The 15,913-nt window shown below is 73.8% G+C and carries 13 protein-coding genes; 3 read left to right on the top strand and 10 right to left on the bottom strand.

All coding sequences use genetic code 11. The features are described 5' to 3' along the window. Nucleotides 1-15: 15 nt before the first annotated feature. The 4 genes from ABZ898_RS04725 to ABZ898_RS04710 all read right to left on the bottom strand — a co-directional run bounded on the left by ABZ898_RS04725 (nucleotide 16) and on the right by ABZ898_RS04710 (nucleotide 6,831). A complete protein-coding gene (locus ABZ898_RS04725) occupies nucleotides 16-2,064 on the bottom strand; it encodes an ATP-binding protein (protein ID WP_361652754.1) in 2,049 nt (682 codons plus the stop codon). Then, nucleotides 2,061-2,768, bottom strand: coding sequence for a DUF4255 domain-containing protein (locus ABZ898_RS04720; protein ID WP_361652752.1), 708 nt, complete (start codon nucleotides 2,766-2,768; stop codon nucleotides 2,061-2,063). The genes ABZ898_RS04725 and ABZ898_RS04720 overlap by 4 nt, the downstream gene beginning before the upstream one ends. Further along, nucleotides 2,765-5,962 (bottom strand): hypothetical protein, encoded by a 3,198-nt coding sequence (locus ABZ898_RS04715; RefSeq protein ID WP_361652750.1) that lies wholly within the window; start codon nucleotides 5,960-5,962, stop codon nucleotides 2,765-2,767. The genes ABZ898_RS04720 and ABZ898_RS04715 overlap by 4 nt, the downstream gene beginning before the upstream one ends. 155 nt (nucleotides 5,963-6,117) lie before the next feature. Next, on the bottom strand, nucleotides 6,118-6,831 hold the full coding sequence (locus ABZ898_RS04710) for a response regulator transcription factor (protein ID WP_361652748.1): 714 nt from the start codon (nucleotides 6,829-6,831) through the stop codon (nucleotides 6,118-6,120). Between the two features lie 216 nt (nucleotides 6,832-7,047). Between ABZ898_RS04710 and ABZ898_RS04705 the strand changes: the two genes are divergently transcribed. Then, entirely contained in the window at nucleotides 7,048-8,394 is a 1,347-nt protein-coding gene (locus tag ABZ898_RS04705) for a hydrolytic protein (protein WP_361652746.1), read from the top strand. Nucleotides 8,395-8,657: 263 nt separating this feature from the next. Then, complete coding sequence (locus ABZ898_RS04700; RefSeq protein WP_361652744.1) at nucleotides 8,658-9,890, top strand: hypothetical protein; 1,233 nt, start codon at nucleotides 8,658-8,660, stop codon at nucleotides 9,888-9,890. Nucleotides 9,891-9,938: 48 nt separating this feature from the next. Here the strand turns inward: ABZ898_RS04700 and ABZ898_RS04695 are convergent, their stop codons facing one another. Both ABZ898_RS04695 and ABZ898_RS04690 read right to left on the bottom strand, forming a co-directional pair. Then, nucleotides 9,939-11,480, bottom strand: a complete 1,542-nt coding sequence (locus tag ABZ898_RS04695; RefSeq protein WP_361653122.1) for a DUF4157 domain-containing protein — start codon at nucleotides 11,478-11,480, stop codon at nucleotides 9,939-9,941. A 322-nt stretch (nucleotides 11,481-11,802) separates the two neighbouring features. Next, nucleotides 11,803-12,735 (bottom strand): helix-turn-helix transcriptional regulator, encoded by a 933-nt coding sequence (locus tag ABZ898_RS04690; RefSeq protein WP_361652742.1) that lies wholly within the window; start codon nucleotides 12,733-12,735, stop codon nucleotides 11,803-11,805. Between the two features lie 141 nt (nucleotides 12,736-12,876). On the opposite strand from ABZ898_RS04690, the gene ABZ898_RS04685 reads away from it, so the two are divergent. Further along, on the top strand, nucleotides 12,877-13,656 hold the full coding sequence (locus tag ABZ898_RS04685; RefSeq protein ID WP_361652740.1) for an NAD(P)H-dependent oxidoreductase: 780 nt from the start codon (nucleotides 12,877-12,879) through the stop codon (nucleotides 13,654-13,656). Between the two features lie 50 nt (nucleotides 13,657-13,706). Here ABZ898_RS04685 and ABZ898_RS04680 read toward each other — a convergent pair whose 3' ends face one another. From ABZ898_RS04680 to ABZ898_RS04665, 4 genes are all read right to left on the bottom strand, one after another. Further along, entirely contained in the window at nucleotides 13,707-14,549 is an 843-nt protein-coding gene (locus tag ABZ898_RS04680) for a putative RNA methyltransferase (RefSeq protein WP_361652738.1), read from the bottom strand. A gap of 112 nt (nucleotides 14,550-14,661) precedes the next feature. Continuing rightward, entirely contained in the window at nucleotides 14,662-15,015 is a 354-nt protein-coding gene (locus ABZ898_RS04675; protein ID WP_361652736.1) for a VOC family protein, read from the bottom strand. Nucleotides 15,016-15,054: 39 nt separating this feature from the next. Further along, nucleotides 15,055-15,255, bottom strand: coding sequence for a DUF2191 domain-containing protein (locus ABZ898_RS04670; RefSeq protein ID WP_361652734.1), 201 nt, complete (start codon nucleotides 15,253-15,255; stop codon nucleotides 15,055-15,057). Nucleotides 15,256-15,285: 30 nt separating this feature from the next. Beyond that, on the bottom strand, nucleotides 15,286-15,879 hold the full coding sequence (locus ABZ898_RS04665; protein WP_361652732.1) for a 2'-5' RNA ligase family protein: 594 nt from the start codon (nucleotides 15,877-15,879) through the stop codon (nucleotides 15,286-15,288). Between the last annotated feature and the right edge of the window lie 34 nt (nucleotides 15,880-15,913).

Genomic DNA, 15,913 nt, shown 5'->3' with positions numbered 1-15,913 from the left:
ACCGCGCGTGCAGGGTCAGACGCCCGTGACCTGCGCGAGCCAGGGACCGAACTCCGCCGCCAGGACCAGCCGGCCGAGCTTGCGGTACTCCTGCGCGACCGACTCCACCACCTGCCGCATCGTCAGCTCGTTCCCCGAATCGGCCGCCAGATACGCGGCCGTCACCGCACACGACCGGATCGAACCGCCCGCCAGCTCGAACCGGTCGGCGCAGAACGCCAGATCCACATCGGCCGCGCGCGGCAGCCGCTCGCCCAGGCACCGCTCCCACAGCGCCAGGCGCTGCGCCGCGTCGGGCACGGGGAAGTCGGCCACCACGTCGAGCCGCCGGGTGAACGCCTCGTCCAGATTGGCCCGCAGGTTGGTGGTCAGCACGGCGATCCCGTCGAAGGACTCCATGCGCTGGAGCAGATAGGCCGACTCGATGTTGGCGTGCCGGTCGCGGGCGTCCTTCACCTCGGAGCGCTTGCCGAAGATCGCGTCGGCCTCGTCGAACAGCAGGACCGCGTTGACCGCCGACGCCTCGGTGAAGATCCGCTCCAGGTTCTTCTCGGTCTCCCCGATGTACTTGTCGACCACCGTCGACAGGTCCACCACGTACAGGTCCATGCCCAGGTCGGTGGCGACCACCTCGGCGGACATCGTCTTGCCGGTGCCGGACTCCCCGGCGAACAGCGCGATCACGCCACGCCCCCGGCCCCCGCCCGGCCGCATCCCCCACTGGCCGAGCACCCGGTCGCGGTGGCGGGCGCGCACCGCGAGCTCGCGCAGCCCCCGCAGGGTCCGGGGCGGCAGCACCAGGTCGTCCCAGCCGACCGCGGGTTCCACCCGGCGGGCCAGCCGGGCGAGCCCCGCGCCGTTCTGCGCCCGCACCGCCGCCCGTACGTCCCGCGCGTCCACCGGCCGCCCGGCCAGGGCCGCCGTGCGCACCGCCGCGTCCGCCGCACGGCGGATCTGCCCGGAGTCGAGCCGGTGCGCCGCCACCGCGCGGGCGGGCTCCTCGCCCGACGCGCCGTCCGGCGGAGCACCGGCCGCCTCCAGCGCGGAGCGCCACCGCAGGGCCTGCTGCTCCGGGGAGGACGGGCCCACCGTGAAGGACACCGGGGTCCGCACCGCCCACCCCGGGTCCCACACCTGCGCGCCGTAGGTGAACAGGGGGATACCGGTCAGCGCCGCGCACACCGTGCGCAGGGCGTGCGTCCGCTCGGACGGCTTGTCGGGGAGGGCGTCCAGCGGACCGAGCACCACTCCGGCGCCCGTCAGGCGTGCCTCGCGGGCGGCGGCCGCGGCCAGTTCGGGCAGCGCACGGGCCTGCCGGGCCAGCGCGGCCGCGTCCAGCACCAGCGGCGGGCGGCCCGCTTCGCGCAGTGCCGCGTCCGCCAGGCCCTCGGGGGCACCGCCGACGGCCCGCAGGTGCACATGACCGGTGCCGCCGAGGGCCGCCCGTGCGGCCCGCCCGACCATGCCGGGGTCGGCCGCGGGGTCGGGCGTCGGCTCCCCGAGCACGGGACGCAGGGCCGCGTCGGCCGCGGAGTCGCCGAGCAGATGGGCGGTCACCCGGTCCGGCACCGCCAGCACCCTGGAGAGCGGCGGCCGTTCCGGCTCCTGGACCTCCAGCAGACCGCCCGCGAGCAGCGGCGCGCCGGGGGAGAGGCGGAAGCGGGCCGGGGAGAGACCGGAGTGCCCGCACAGTTCGAGGGCGAGGCCCACGGTGGGCCGGCGCCGGGTGAGGTCGTCGTTCAGATAGCCGTAGAGCTGCTCGAAACGCGCGTCCAGGTCCGGCGCCGCCGCGACCAGCAGCAGGTCGAGATCGAGCGGGGCGAGGCCGAAGTCCCGTGCCAGGAGGGCGAGCGGCGAGTCCTCCTGGGGCCGCTCGGGCTCCAGGGGAGCCGGCTCGCGCCGGTGGTCCAGGACGCGCCGCGCCGCCTCGGGGGTGAGGTACTGGCCGCGGTAGGGGTCGTCCGGGTCGGGGTCCACGGCACGCCGTGCGGCGACCGCCTTGCGCACCCGCTCCTCCACGGCGCCCAGCCGCCGCCACAGTTCCGGGTCCACGCTGTCCGTCATGGCTGGCGGTCACCCCTCCTGCGGCGCCGGGCGGGCGCGGGGCGCCGCTCCCGGCCCCCGCCGAAGCCCTCCGCGCCGGGGTCCTCGATCTCCGTGTAGCGCAGCCGGCGCGCCGACTCCGGCTCGTCGGGCAGGGACCGCGGCACCGACCGTACGACCAGACCCTCGGTGACTGGCGGCGCGGCGACCCGCTCGATCCCGGCGAGCGGCGCCCGTACCCGCACCCCGAGCGACGGCTTCAGCTCGCCGCCCAGCGCGGACCACACGTCGGACGCGGCCGGGGCGTCCAGTCCGGTGCCGCCCGCGTCCAGGCCCACGATCAGGCCGAGTTCGGCGAGCGTGCCGGTGAGCAGATGCGGGGCCAGGGTGTCCGTGGACGCCAGGGTGGACAGCACCTGTGACAGCAGGCGGTGCTCGTCCTGCGGGCGGCTCGCCCAGGCGGTGACCAGATACGTCAGCTCGAACCAGCGGGCGGGCGAGCGGCGGGCGACGACGAAACCGTCCTCGTCGTAGATCTCGCCCGCGCTGCTGTTGCGCCGGCTGTTGTCCTCCCGGATGTCGTACAGGAACGCGCACACCGTGGGCGCGCTGCGGCGGGCCGCCCACTCGCTGGTCGGCGCGTCGAACACCACCTCGACGCCCGACGCGGCGAGCCCGGACTCCTCCAGCAGGCCGCGCAGGGCCTCGTCGACCTCGTGGATCACCGGCGGGTCACCTCGTCCGGGGGCTGCACACTGCCGTTGACGACCAGGAAGTCCGTCTTCACCGGGGAGAAGCCGGGACCGCTCGCGGTGATGGTGCGCGGGCCCGTCTGGTCCTTGGCCAGGATCAGGAGCTGCCCGATGAACGTGCCGTCCGGCAGCGGCACCGTCGGCGCGGCGGCGGCCGTGATGCCGGGCTTCCAGCGGAACCGGACGGGCGCGCCCGGCGGGAAGTCCTTGCCGCGCACCGAGGTCACGAAGCCGGGCTTGCCGATCGGCGGCACGGCGACGATCCGGGGCTGCAGGACGCGCAGCCGCCGCCGGGCGGAGTTGTCGCTCCGGTCGGCGTCCGTGCCGGTGGTGGTGAGGGTGCCGGTCACCTCGGCGGTCAGCGCCTTCTTCGGGCTGAGGACCACCTGGAGGGTGCTGCGGCCGCCGGGCGCGAGATCGGGCAGCGCGCACAGCCAGTCGGTGTCGCAGCCGGGCGGAGGCCCGTTGTCCGGCACGTTCGCGGGCAGCCCGATGCGCAGCCGGAGCCCGGTGGCCAGGGCGTTGCGGCCGTTGCGCACGGTGTACGTGACGACGACGCGGCCGCCGACATAGCCGGGGTTCGGGTTCGCGGTGACCGTCACGCCCGGCCCGGCCTTCGGCGCCGGGGGTTCCGGAACCGGCGGCGCCGGGGGCGCGGGCGGTACCGGGGGCGTGGTCGGCGGCGTCGGAACGGTCGGGGTCGGGCTCGGCGTCGGGTCGGGCGGTGCGGGCGCCTCGCGCACCGGGACCACCGTGCGGTCGGTGTTGTCGCCCGGGTCGGGGTCGATCACGGCGCCGGTCACCGACCAGTCCAGGGGCTGGTCGCCGGGCGTGACCCCGGTGACGGTGACGGTCACCGGGACGGTGGCGCCGGGCGGCACCACGCCGAGGTCGCAGGTGAGGCCGCGCACGTCGCAGTTCCGGCCGGGCGCGGTCAGACCGGTGACGGTCGCCCCGAGGGGCGGCGCCACGGTGAACCGGGTGCCGGGCGAGGCCGCGGGGCCCTGGTTCACGACGTCGACGCGGACGGTGCCGGTACGGCCGACGACGACCTGCCCGGAGGTGTCCGGAGCCCGCACCGCCAGATCCACGGACTGCTGTACCGAGGGCTCCTTCTGACGGCCCCCCAGCCCGGTGGTGAGCGGGGTCAGGGTGCCCGACTCCACGTCCACCCGGCTCAGCTTCTCGGGGCTGTTCACCGCGAGCCCGGCACGCGAGCTGAACACCAGCCCCGTGCCGTCGGCCGTCCAGGCGGCGTCCCGCGGCTGGAACGGGCCGGTGGCCGAGGCGTCCGGCAGCTCCCGGCCACAGGCGCCCGGCAGACCGCGCGCGGCGGCGGGCAGCAGCACCCGGCAGTCGTCGCCCGTCACCGAGGTGAGCAGCAGCCCGCCCTGCTGGTCGACACGGCCGCCCCCCGCCTTGCGGTTGAAGGCGATGGTCAGCCCGTCCGGGGAGAAGGCCGGGCTGTCGTCGATGACGTCGCAGGCGCCGGGGCAGTCGGCGGCGGACAGGTCGCGCTGCTGGTCGAGCCGGTCCACCGGCACGGTCCAGATGTGCTTGTTGCCGTCACCGCCGGCGACGACCTGCGTCCGGGTGAACGCGAGCCGGGTGCCGTCCGGCGACCAGGTGGGCTGGGCGTCGGTGCCCTGCGCCTGTCCGGCCGGCGGGGTGACCGTGCCCCGGAGCGCCCCGGTGGCCAGGTCCGCGACGAGCACGCGGCTCGGCCCGGCCGCGTCCCCGGTCCCGCCGGGCGAGGTCCGCCGGAAGGCGAGGGACTTGCCGTCGGGGGAGATGGTCGGGTCGGTGTCCCAGTCCTTCGGGCCGCGCCCGGCCAGCGGCAGGGCACGCGGGTTCGAGCCGTCGGCGTCGGCCAGCCAGATCCGCTCGACGCGTCCGGCGTCGGAGTCCTCGAACCGGGTCAGCACGATCCGCCGCCCGTCCGGGGTGTAGTTCTGCCGTTCGGTCCACGGGTCGGAGCCCGCGGCGGGCTGGAACAGCGGGTCCTTGGCGGGATCGGTGTTGGTGTCGGCCGCCGGGTCCTCCCGGAGGATCTCCCGGCCCAGGTCGCGGGGGTCGGAGCCGTCCGCGCGGATGTCCTGGAGGGTCACCACGTGCGGTCCGGAGGCGGTGGTGCGGTCCACCACGGCCCCGCCGCCGTCGGCCGGACCGAGCCAGGTGGCCGTACCGACCTCGCGGTCCTCGGTCAGCACGAGCGACCGGTTGCCGTCGTCGTCGGAGTGCACGACCGTCCGGAAGACGTGGTCGAAGTCGCCCTCGCAGGTGCAGTCGCGGTCCGGGCTGAGGAACAGCAGCTGGTTCCCGTCGGGCAACCAGGCTGCCCCGTGGGTACGCCAGCCTGCCTCCGTGGCGCCCAGCAGCGGGCCGCCGTCACCCGAACTCGCGTAGACGTAGCGCAGCTTGGGGCCCTCGGCGGTGGTCGCGGTGTAGGCGACGATGTCCCGCTTCCCGGCGGTGTCCACCGGGTTCCACGCCGGTTCGCCCGCCGTGCCGTTCGCCGGATCGGTGACCCGGTTCGCGGTGCCGCCGCCGAGCGGGCGGACGTAGATCTGCTGCCCGGCCAGGGGATCGGCGTCACTGGAGTACGCCAGCCGCTGTCCGTCCGGCGACACCGTCGGGCACTCCTCGTCGGCCGGGGTGTCGGTCAGCCGGGTCAGGCCCGTGCCGTCGGTGCGCACCAGCCACAGGTCGCGCTGGGTGCGGCCCCCGGGGCCGCCGGGCTCGGCCGAGTCGAAGACGACCGACCGGCCGTCCGGCGTCAGCCGCGGATGCGCCGCGTCCCGGCCGGCGGTCAGCTTCGTCACGGAGCCGTCGGCGGCCCGGAGATAGACCTGCGGGTTCCGCTCGTCCCGGCGGCCGGCGAACACCAACTGCTCGCCCAGCGCCGAGGGTTCCACGTCGTAGTGGGTCACGCCCTCCCCGAACAGCGGGGTGCTGGACTTGGTCGTCGCCACCCGGCCCAGGCTGCGGTGCCGGGTGCCCGCGAAGGCGATCCGGGTCACCGCCGCGTCACCGGCCCGGGGCCGGGCCTTCGCCGTGCCGGGACCGGCGGCCGCGGTCACCGCCAGCAGGGGGACCAGCAGCAGCAACGCCAGGCCGATCCGCTCCAGCGGGTACCGCCACCCGCCGGCCTTGTCCGTGCCCGTCACGGGCCCACCTCACCGTCCGCACTCCGCTTTCGCACAACCGTCCGCCATCCTGGGCGCCGCCGTCCCTGGTGCGGCAGGGCCGGCGGGACGCTCCCGGGGGAAGGGGTTCAGGGGCTTTCGGGCAGTGTGCCGACCGCCGGAGGGCGGTGCACGGGTCAGATCAGGCCGTTGCGCAGGGCGTAGCCGACCGCGTGGGCACGGTTGCGCAGCTGCAGGCGGGTGATCACCTCGTGCAGCACGTTCTTCACCGTGCGCTCGGAGTAGGAGGTCTTGCGGGCGATCTCCCCGGTGTCCAGCCCCTCCGCCACCAGCCGCAGCATCTCCGTCTCCCGCGGCGCGAGCGTGGACAGCGACGCCGCCCGCGGATCGAGCGGCGAACGCTGCATGCTGCCCACATGGGTGAGGAGCTTGGCGAGCAGGTCGCCGGGCAGCATGCCCTCCCCCTTGGCGATCGCGAGGACCAGCCGCAACAGCCGGTCCTGGTCGGCCTCGGCGCGGCGGAGCACCGCGGCGACACCGCTGTCTATCGCGCGCTGGAGCGCGTCACCCGACTCGAAGGTGCCGACCACCAGGCCGGTCCGGGTCGCGGAGTCGTGCCGCAGCCGGTGCAGCAGCGCCGACGTCTCGTCGTCGACGGTGTCGACGGCGATCAGGGAAACCTGGGCGCTGTCGTCCGCCCCGGCCTCGACGAACTCGATCTCGGGGCGCTGGCGGAGCTGGTGCACGATGCCGACGTAGAGGACGGGATCGGGGGCGTAGACGGTGACGGACACCCGCTCGGGCCGTCCGGCGGGCGTGGTCCAGGGGGCGGTGTGGGCGGCCGGGGCCGCGGTGGCGGGACGGTTGGCCTGAGGGCAGCTCGTGGTCATGAGTCCTGTTTCCATCGAACGTGTGGGGGGTGGAGCGGCGCGCCGTGGTGCTGCGTGCGGGTCCGAGCGGCGTGAGTCGGCCCGCGCACCGTCTTCGAGGGGCGGCAGGGGCCCGCACCGGGGGAGCCGGGCAGTGCTGCGCGGGGCACGAGCGCTGCCCGCGGGCTTGCCCTCGCGTCTCTCGGAGGGGAGGAGAGCGCGTCATACGGTCACCCGGTGACGTCTCCAGCACCCACCCCAAGCCCCGGCGCGCCCGGTTCCGACATCCCCGCGGTGTCGGTGACGCCCGGCGGTATCGCCACCACCACTCTGACCGTCCGCAACGACAGCGACATCGTCGAGGGCTACGGCCTCGAAGTGGTCGGCGAGTGCGCGGCCTGGGCCACCGTGGAGCCCGCGCGCGTCTCCCTGTACCCGGGCACCTCCGAGACGGTGACGATCCGTCTGGAACCGCCGAGGTCCCACGAGGTCCGGGCCGGTGAGCTGCCGCTCGCCGTGCGCGTGCTGCCGACGGAGCACCCCGAGGCGGTACGGGTGCCCGAATCGACCGTCCGGGTCGAGGAGTTCAGGCAGCTGCGCGCGGAGATCGCGCCGCGCCGCCGCCGGGGCTGGCTGCGCGGCCGCTACCGGCTGGCCCTGCGCAACGAGGGCAACAGCCCGGTCACCCTGGGCTTCACCCCCGCGCAGCCGGGCGAGGAGCTGCGCTTCACCGTCAAGCCGGCCGAACAGAAGCTGGAACCGGGCGAGTCCGCCGAGGTGGGTCTGCGGGCGCGCATCGGCAAGCCCGTGTGGTTCGGCACCCCCGTCGTCTGGCCGTTCACGGTCGCCGTCGCCGAGACGGAGGAACCCGGCGCGGAGCGGCCGGAGCCGGCCGACGCCGTGCACACCCCGCTGGACGCGGAGTTCGTGCAGATCCCGGTCTTCCCCAAGTGGCTGCTCGCCGTGCTCGCCGCCCTGATCGCCCTGCTCCTCGCCTGGTTCACGCTGGTGCGGCCCGCCGTGCGCAGCGCGGCGAAGGAGGCGGCTGACGAGGTCGTCCAGCAGCGGCCCACTCCCGGCGCCGACGAACAGGCGGGGCAGACCGGAAGCGGTGAGGGCAAGCCCGGCGGCGGCAGCGGCAGCGGCGGCGCGGGCACCGGTCCGGGTGCCGGCGGCGGCGACGGCACGGGCACCGAGAGCGGTCCTGGCGGAAGCGGTGGCGCGGGTGGCCAGCAGGGTTCGGCCACCATCGACGTGCAGACGGCCGGCGGCACGGACAAGACCGGCACCTACACGGTGCCCGCGGGCAAGGTCTTCCAGGTCACCGACATCGTCGTCGCCAACTTCCAGGGCGACGAAGGGGTGCTGACCATCAACTTCGGCGAGCGGAAGATCACGACGATCGCGCTGGAGACCTTCCGCAATCAGGACTACCACTGGGTCACCCCCATCAGGATCGCCGCGAACGACACGGTCACCGCCCAGGTCACCTGCGCCAAGCCGGGCACCCCCGCCACCGGCCGGCGGGCACAGGGGTGTCATGAGGTGCTCAACGTCAGCGGAGTGCTCAGTAGCACCAGGTGACAAAGGCGTCACGGACATGCTCACGGACACGCGCCGTGATGCAAAGCCGCGACAGGGCCGGGAGTTCAGAAAACGGACCCCCGGTCCTGTCGGTCCTCTGACCGGTTTTGCTCGATTATGTTCGGGTGTCTTGGCTGAATTTCTCTCGGTAACCGCGTGTAGGCGCCATTCACGGCGAATCAAACTTGGCTTGATCTCCTCTCAGCGTTCGAGGGGGATCACCACGATGATCCGGTTCCGCTCGAGCGGGGTGAGGGAGCGCGTTGCGAACACACAGACACGGGACGGAACCGGACGGAACGCACGGCGCCGACAGGACACGGGCCGGCACCGGCGCACTGAACAGGCCGCTCCTCGCACTCCAGCGCTCGGCGGGCAACGCCGCGGTGTCCCGGCTGGTCCAACACGCCCGCTCGGACGAGGTCGTGCAGCGGTCGCCCCAGTCCTCCCGGCCACCCTCGCGCGCCTCCCAGAAGTCCGAGGAGTCGCAAGACAGCGAGAACTCCCAGGAGTCCGCGCACTCGATGACCGGAGCCGACCGGCGCAGGATCAAGTTCGTCCAGGACAAGGACGAACTCCTCAAGCGCGTCAACCGGGTCGACGCGCTCAGGACGGTGCCCGGCTTCATGTCCGGCATCGAGTCCTTCCTCGACAACATCGAGGCCGACATGAAGGCCGGGCGGCCCACCGGGGTCGACGAGTCCGCCATCGGCCGGATCATCGACGGCTTCCAGAACCGCCAGGTGCAGGGCCACCGGGTCCAGTACTCCTGGTACGTCCAGCAGCAGCGCAAGGAGGGCTTCCAGGAGTCGCTCGACCGGGTCGCCGCCGCCTCCGCCGGACATGGACAGCTCTGGGCCAAGATGAACTCGGCCATCCCCACGGAGGACGCGAGCGTGGGCCGGGGTGTGGTCCTCGAAGCGTCCGTCCAGGGCCGCGTCTTCGACGGCCTCCTCTTCGGCCTGCCCACCTGGAGCGCCTCGGACGCCCTGGCCGCGCTCTGGAAACGCCTGTCCACCACCTACGTCCAGGGCCTCACCGGCACCGTCACCGCCCACGCCCTGGACGGCACCGTCCCCTCCAGCGTGCTCAGCACCCTGGAATGGCCCGAACTGCGCAAACGCATCGCCGAAGGCGCGGTGGACGGCCTGGTCTTCGTCGTCTACCGCTCCCACGAGGACCCTTCCGGAGGCCCGGCCGTCCTCGAACCGGTCGAGAGCTTCCCCGTGCGTACGCAGCGGGAGTTCGAGGAACTGCCGCAGGCGCCCACCGACCAGGCGTGGCTCGACAAGCAGCGCGCCATCGACCTGGAGCAGCGCGCCGCCCTCGCCGACATCCACTCCCGCGAGGAGGAGATCGCCGCGCTGGACGAGTTCGTCAGCGAACTGTTCCGCCGGCACGGGCACGACCTGTGCTTCCGGGACACCAGCACCCCGCCCAACACCCGCTCCGGCTCCGCCCGCGAGTCGCCCCGCTCCGGCTCGCCCGGCGCCTGACGGCGGCGCCGGGCACCCGCCCCGGCGGGCGGGCAGAGCCGGTGCGGCTCAGGGGGACGTCGACATCTGGTCGTCCGACCCCTGGTACTCGTCGCCGCTGCTCTGGGAGTCGAAGGTCATCGTCATGAACGGCTGGCCCTGCGACTGCGATCCGTCGGACATCTCCACGTCCGAACCGCTCGACGAACTGGAGTCGCTGTCCGGCGACGGGCCCGGAGCGTCGTGCAGCGTGTAGGTGGCCGTGTCGCCCGTACCGTGCTGAGTGACGAGGTCCGCGGCCACGAACCGCTCGATCTGCTTCTTGCGGCGGTCCGCGGGGATGGCGGACTTGGACATGCCCGCCGCGTGCTGGTCGGCGGCGTCGGCGGCGGGCGTGTCTCCCTGCGCGACCGCGTCGTGGTAGTCGTTGTGCGAGAGCATGTCGGCCCGGTCCGCGCCGAGCGCGCGCAGGGCGAACGCGTCCATCTCCGCGTGCGTCAGGGTGTCACCGGAGCTGCGCCCGAGGTCCTCCATGGCCTGCTCGTAGAAGAAGAACAGGTCGCTCGGGTCGGCACCGGACCTGATCAGGTCGTTGGTGTCCGGCTCGTTGTTCCACTGCTTGTAGGCCGCGCCGTCGTGGTAGACGTCGATCCGGGTCGGCACCATCACCGCGCGGTGGTTGCCGTTCGCCGACGCGTAGTGCACCTCGAAACGCACGGTGCCCGCGTCGAGTTCGGCGAGCGCCTGCTCCATGCGCCGCCACATGCCGGTGCCCTGGTTGAGCGACCACTGCGGGACGATGTTCTTGGGGTCGTCCACACCGCCGACCTCCAGACCCATCACATGCCCGCGGTCGTACCCCGCCCCGCCGAACAGGTCCCGCCACACGTCCGCCTCGCTGGGCACCTTCCACTTTCCGGCGGCCGCCTTCGACTTGTAGGCCTGCTGGAGCTTGCGCACCGCGATCGGGTTGGGCGCGGCGGGCCTGCCCTTCGTGCCGGTCTTGCGGACGGGCCCGCTCACCTCGTGCGGGCGCTCGATCGGCAGGTCCTGAGCGGTCCCCGCACCCTTCTTCGACGGCGAGTAGTGCGAGACGCGCGCCTTCTCCAGCTTCATGTCCAGCGCCCGCTGGACCGTCTCCGGGTCCGCGGCGGCGGCCCGCTGCACCGCGTCGGACGCGCCGCCCCGGTCCGGTACGGGGCCCGACATGACCCGGTGCGCGTTCGCCTCCGCGGCCCGCTCGAAACGGTCCGAGGGATCGGACAGGGCGAACCCGTGCCCGGAGTCGGTGCCGGACACCGGCCCCTTGCGCTGCTGCACGACATGCGTCAGCTCGTGCGCGAGGGTGTGCTTGTCACCGCCGCCGCGTCCCAGGACGACATGGCTGCCCGCAGTGTAGGCACGGGCACCGATCTCGGTCGCCGACCGCTCCGCGTCCGCCCCGCTGTGCACGCGCACGTCCCCGAAGCCGGTACCGAACCGCGCCTCCATCTCCCCGCGCACGGAGGCGTCCAGCGGCTTCCCCGCCTTGCGCAGCACCTGGTGCACCGACGACCGCTGCACGGCGGCGGCCGCGGCGGCGTTCCCGGCGGACCGCTGGAGCGCCGCCACACTGCCCGGACTCACCGCCCGCTCGGGTCCGGCCGGGACGACGGCGTCCGAGCGGGGCGCCGGACCCGCGCTGCGCCCCTCTGCCGCCTCGTCGCCCCGCCCGTCCTGCCGGCTCCGCCGCTGGTGCGCCACCGTCTTCCACCTTCCGTCGCGTCAGCCCATCGTGGACACCGTCCGGGCGAGAACACCAGGGCGCGTGAGGCACGGCAGGGGCAGCACGGCTGCCCGAACGGTGCCGGTCGCCAGGAGGCCACCGGACGGCCGTGTCGGAGGCGCCACCGGCCGCGATGCCGGACGCCGTCCCGCGCGAGGTCCCCGGGGGTTACGGCATCTGAGGGGTGTCCCGTGCCTTCGACGGAGCAGGCTCCTGGCGACCCGCCCCAGCCAGCGGCCCGCCGCCGTCGATCCCCTCGCGGCCACCGGCACTCCCCGCGCTCCGCCCCTCACCGTCGTCCGTGCTCAGGCCCGCCAGGAGACGCAGCCCGTCCTCGGTGGGGCTGCCGGGGGCCGCGGACAGCACCAGCAGCTCCAGACCCGAGTCGTCCGGCAGCGCGAAGTTCTCCTGGTGCAGCTCCAGCAGCCCGACCAACGGATGCCGGTACGCCTTGCGGCCGTGCGTACGGGCCCGTACGTCGGCACGGGCCCAGAGGCGGCGGAAGCGCTCGCTTCCCATGGCCAGCTCGCCGATGAGCGAGGCCGAGCGGGGGTCGTCCGGGTACTTCCCGACGGCCAGGCGCAGATGCCCGACCGCGTCGAGCGTGCAGTTCTCCCAGTCCGCGTACAGGCCGCGCTCGGTCTCCTCCAGGAAGATGTGCCGGGCGGTGTTCAGGCCCGGCAGCGGGCGGCCGTAGAGCAGCCCGGCGAGCCGGTTGCCGGCGAGCACGTCCAGCCGGTGGTTCATGATCAGCGCGGGCGCGTCGGTGACCAGACCGAGGACACGCAGCAGTTCCGGGCGCAGTCGCGCGGCCGGGGCGTTCGCGCGGCGCCGGCGCTGCCGGGCGAGCCGGTGGAGGTGCTCCCGCTCGGTCCCGTCCAGGCCGAGGACGCGGGCGAGCGCGTCGAGGACCTGCTCGGAGGGCTGGGTTGCGCGGCCCTGCTCCAGGCGCACGTAGTAGTCCACGCTGACTCCGGACAGATGCGCGACCTCCTCGCGGCGCAGCCCCGCGACCCGGCGGCGGCTGTCGGCCGGAATGCCGACGGCCGCCGGATCGACCCGGGAACGCCGGGTACGCAGGAAGCCCGCAAGATCGTCCATGGCCCCAAGTATGGCCGCGGCGGCGGCCGGTGAGGGTGGTCCTGCCGATACCAGGAAGTCCGGTCCGTCGGAAGCGCCGCCCCTGAACACCGGATGCCGCGCCGCCCAGAATCGAGGGCACCCCGATCCCAAGGAGCCCCCGTGAAGACGCTGATCGTCCACGCCCACCCCGAGCCGAGGTCGCTCAACGGCTCGCTCAAGGACCTCGCGGTGTCGACGCTGCGGGCCCGCGGGCACGAGGTACGGGTCAGCGACCTGTACGCGATGAACTGGAAGCCGGTCGTGGACGCCGCCGACTACGGGCCCCACGCGTCCAGCCCGCTGCATGTCGCCCAGGACTCCGGCCGTGCCTTCGACGCCGGGACACTCACCCCGGACGTGCTCGCCGAGCAGGAGAAGCTGCTGTGGGCCGACACCGTCATCTTTCAGTTTCCGCTGTGGTGGTACACCATGCCCGCGATCCTCAAGGGCTGGGTGGACCGGGTCTTCACCCACCGCTTCGCCTACGGCGTCGGCGAGCACAGCGACACCAAATACGGCGAGCGCTTCGGCGAGGGAACCCTCGCGGGACGCAGGGCCCTGCTGTCGGTGACCGTGGGCGGCCCGGAGTCGCACTACGCCGCCCGCGGGATCAACGGCCCCATCGAGGACCTGCTGTTCCCGATCCACCACGGCATCCTGTACTACCCCGGCATCGAGGTGCTGCCCCCGTTCGTCCTCCACGGCGCCGACCGGATCACCGACGCGGACTTCACCGACGTCGCCAAGGCGTGGGAGCAGCGCCTGCTCACCCTGGAGTCGACGGAACCGATCCCGTTCCGGCGGCAGAACTTCGGCGACTACGAGATCCCCTCACTGCACCTGAAGGAGGGGCTGGAGACACCGGGCCGCACGGGGTTCGGGCTGCACGTGGCCGGCTGACCGGGCCGGACCCCGCACCGTTACGCCGACAGCCGCTACGCCGACAGCCGCTACGCCGACAACCGGTAGGCGGAGAGCCGTACGGACAGCGTGACCCGCACCGGCGCGGGCAGCCGCCGTATCCGCTCGGCATCCTCCCGGGCGTCGCGGTGCCAGGCATTGGGCCCCATGCCGACCAGATGGGCCAGAGCCCGGTGATCGAGCGCCATGGTCCGGGTCAGCCGCTCCGTGGCGACGGGCGAGAAGTGCGGGGCCAGTTGCCCGGCGAGCCGTGACTCCTTGCCCTCGGCCACCCGCAGCAGCCCCAGCGCGCCGACGAGTTCGTTCAGGTGCCCGGGCAGGGGAGTGACGACCAGGAGGACACCGCCGTGCCGGATGATCCGGCGCAGTTCGGGACCGTTGCGGGGAGCGAACGTGTTGATCACCAGGGCGGCGGTGTCGTCCCGCAGCGGAAGCGTCCGCCAGGCGTCGGCGACGGCGGCGGCGATCCGCGGATGGGCCTTGGCGGCCCGCCGCACGGCGTACTTGGAGATGTCCAGCAGCAGGCCGTCGAGACCGGGTAACGCGTCCATGACCCCGGCGAGGTGGTGGCCCGTCCCGCCCCCGATGTCGACGACACAGCCGGGCACCGCCGGATCGGCCGTCCGCCGCGCCAGCCCGGCCAGCGCGTCCCGCACCGGGTCGTAGTGCCCGGCCGACAGGAAGGCGTCGCGCGCCTCCACCATCTCCCGTGTGTCCGCCCGCAGTTTCGTCGCCCCGGGCAGCAGATTCACGTACCCCTGCTTCGCGATGTCGAAGGAGTGTCCCGCGGAGCAGTGGAGCGCCCGCTCGCCCATCGCCTGCGCGGCACCGCAGTGCGGGCAGGCGAGGTGCCGCACGATCCGGTCGAGCATGGAGCACCCTTCCTTGGAGCGGGTCGGCGGACCGGGCAACCCTAACTCAGCCAACTGGACCTGAGACGGCGGCGAGTTGAGCCAGGAACCGCGCCTCGCGGCCGCTACGGGGTCAGGCGGGCTGCCACAGCTCGACCCGGTTGCCCTCGGGGTCGGTGACCCAGCCGAACCGGCCCACCCCCGCCATGTCCTGCGTCTCCTCGGCCACGTCCGCCCCCTTGGCGCGCAGTTGCGCGAGCATCGCGTCGAGGTCGCCGACCCGGAAGTTGAGCATGGTCTGCTGCGTCGGCGCGCCGAAGTAGCCGGTCCCGGACTCGAAGGCGGCGAACACCGTCGGCCCGGCGTCCTGACGCCACAGGCCGTGCTCGTCGCTGTCCAGCCCCAGACAGTCGCGGTACCACGCGCTCAGGGCGGCCGGGTCGGCGGCCCGGATGAAGTAGCCACCGATTCCACGTACTCGTTCCATGCGGTCATCCTGCCAGGGCGGCAACCGGGAACGGCCCGATCAGCCCTGCGGGTCCTGCGGCCTGATGTCGGTCTCCCGCAGCTTCAGGTCCGTGCGTTCGGTCCGGGCCTCGGTGCGATGACCACGGGCGATGTAGTCCCGCACCACCGCCTCGACCGCGTCCTGCGGCGAGCCGATCCCGGCCAGCACCATCACCTCGACCACGAGTTCGGCGTCGAGACTGACATTGACCTTCGCCATGGGACCCCCTCACCGCGTCGCACGCGCACTCTAACCGTTCACCGTCCCGCCGGAGGACGAATCGCGCCGGTCGCGGTGGACCGGGACCCCGGACCCGGGCGGCGTCGCGGAAGCCCGCGTGAGCCGCTCCACGCTCCGCGTCCCGGTGTCGTAGCTCCGCGCCGCGGTGAACGCCCCCTCCCACGGCTCGGACAGCTCGACGGGCAGGAGTTCGGCGGGCCATGGATCGCCCTTGGACCGCGTCCGGCCGAGGGTGAGATGGGGGACCCATTCGTCCGGCTCCAGCAGGGGGTTGTCACCGCCGCCGACCAGCTCCCACACCTGCCGCTGGAGGGCGGACAGCGCGGCGTCCGGCACGACCCGCCAGGCCAGTACGGACGTCCGCCCGGCGAAGCGGACCGTGTGCTCCAGCCGCAGCGGCACCGGAAGCACGGAGAGCGCCTCGGCCAGCCCGGTCCGCGCGTCCCACGGCAGGTCGGACGCCGTCGCCAGGGTCAGGTGGGGCCGGTTCGTGGGGTGCCGGTGCCCGGCCATACTGGGCAACCCCGCCGCCGCCAGCCGCGCCCAGACCCGCCGTACCCGTGCCTCGGTCGCCTCGTCGGGCAGCAGCTCCACTGTGCGCACAGAAGAAGACTAGGCCGGGGCCGGGGCCGGGGCC

The sequence above is a fragment of the Streptomyces sp. NPDC046860 genome (assembly GCF_040645115.1).
Lineage (GTDB): Bacteria > Actinomycetota > Actinomycetes > Streptomycetales > Streptomycetaceae > Streptomyces.
This window is presented reverse-complemented; position numbering and strand designations above follow the sequence as displayed.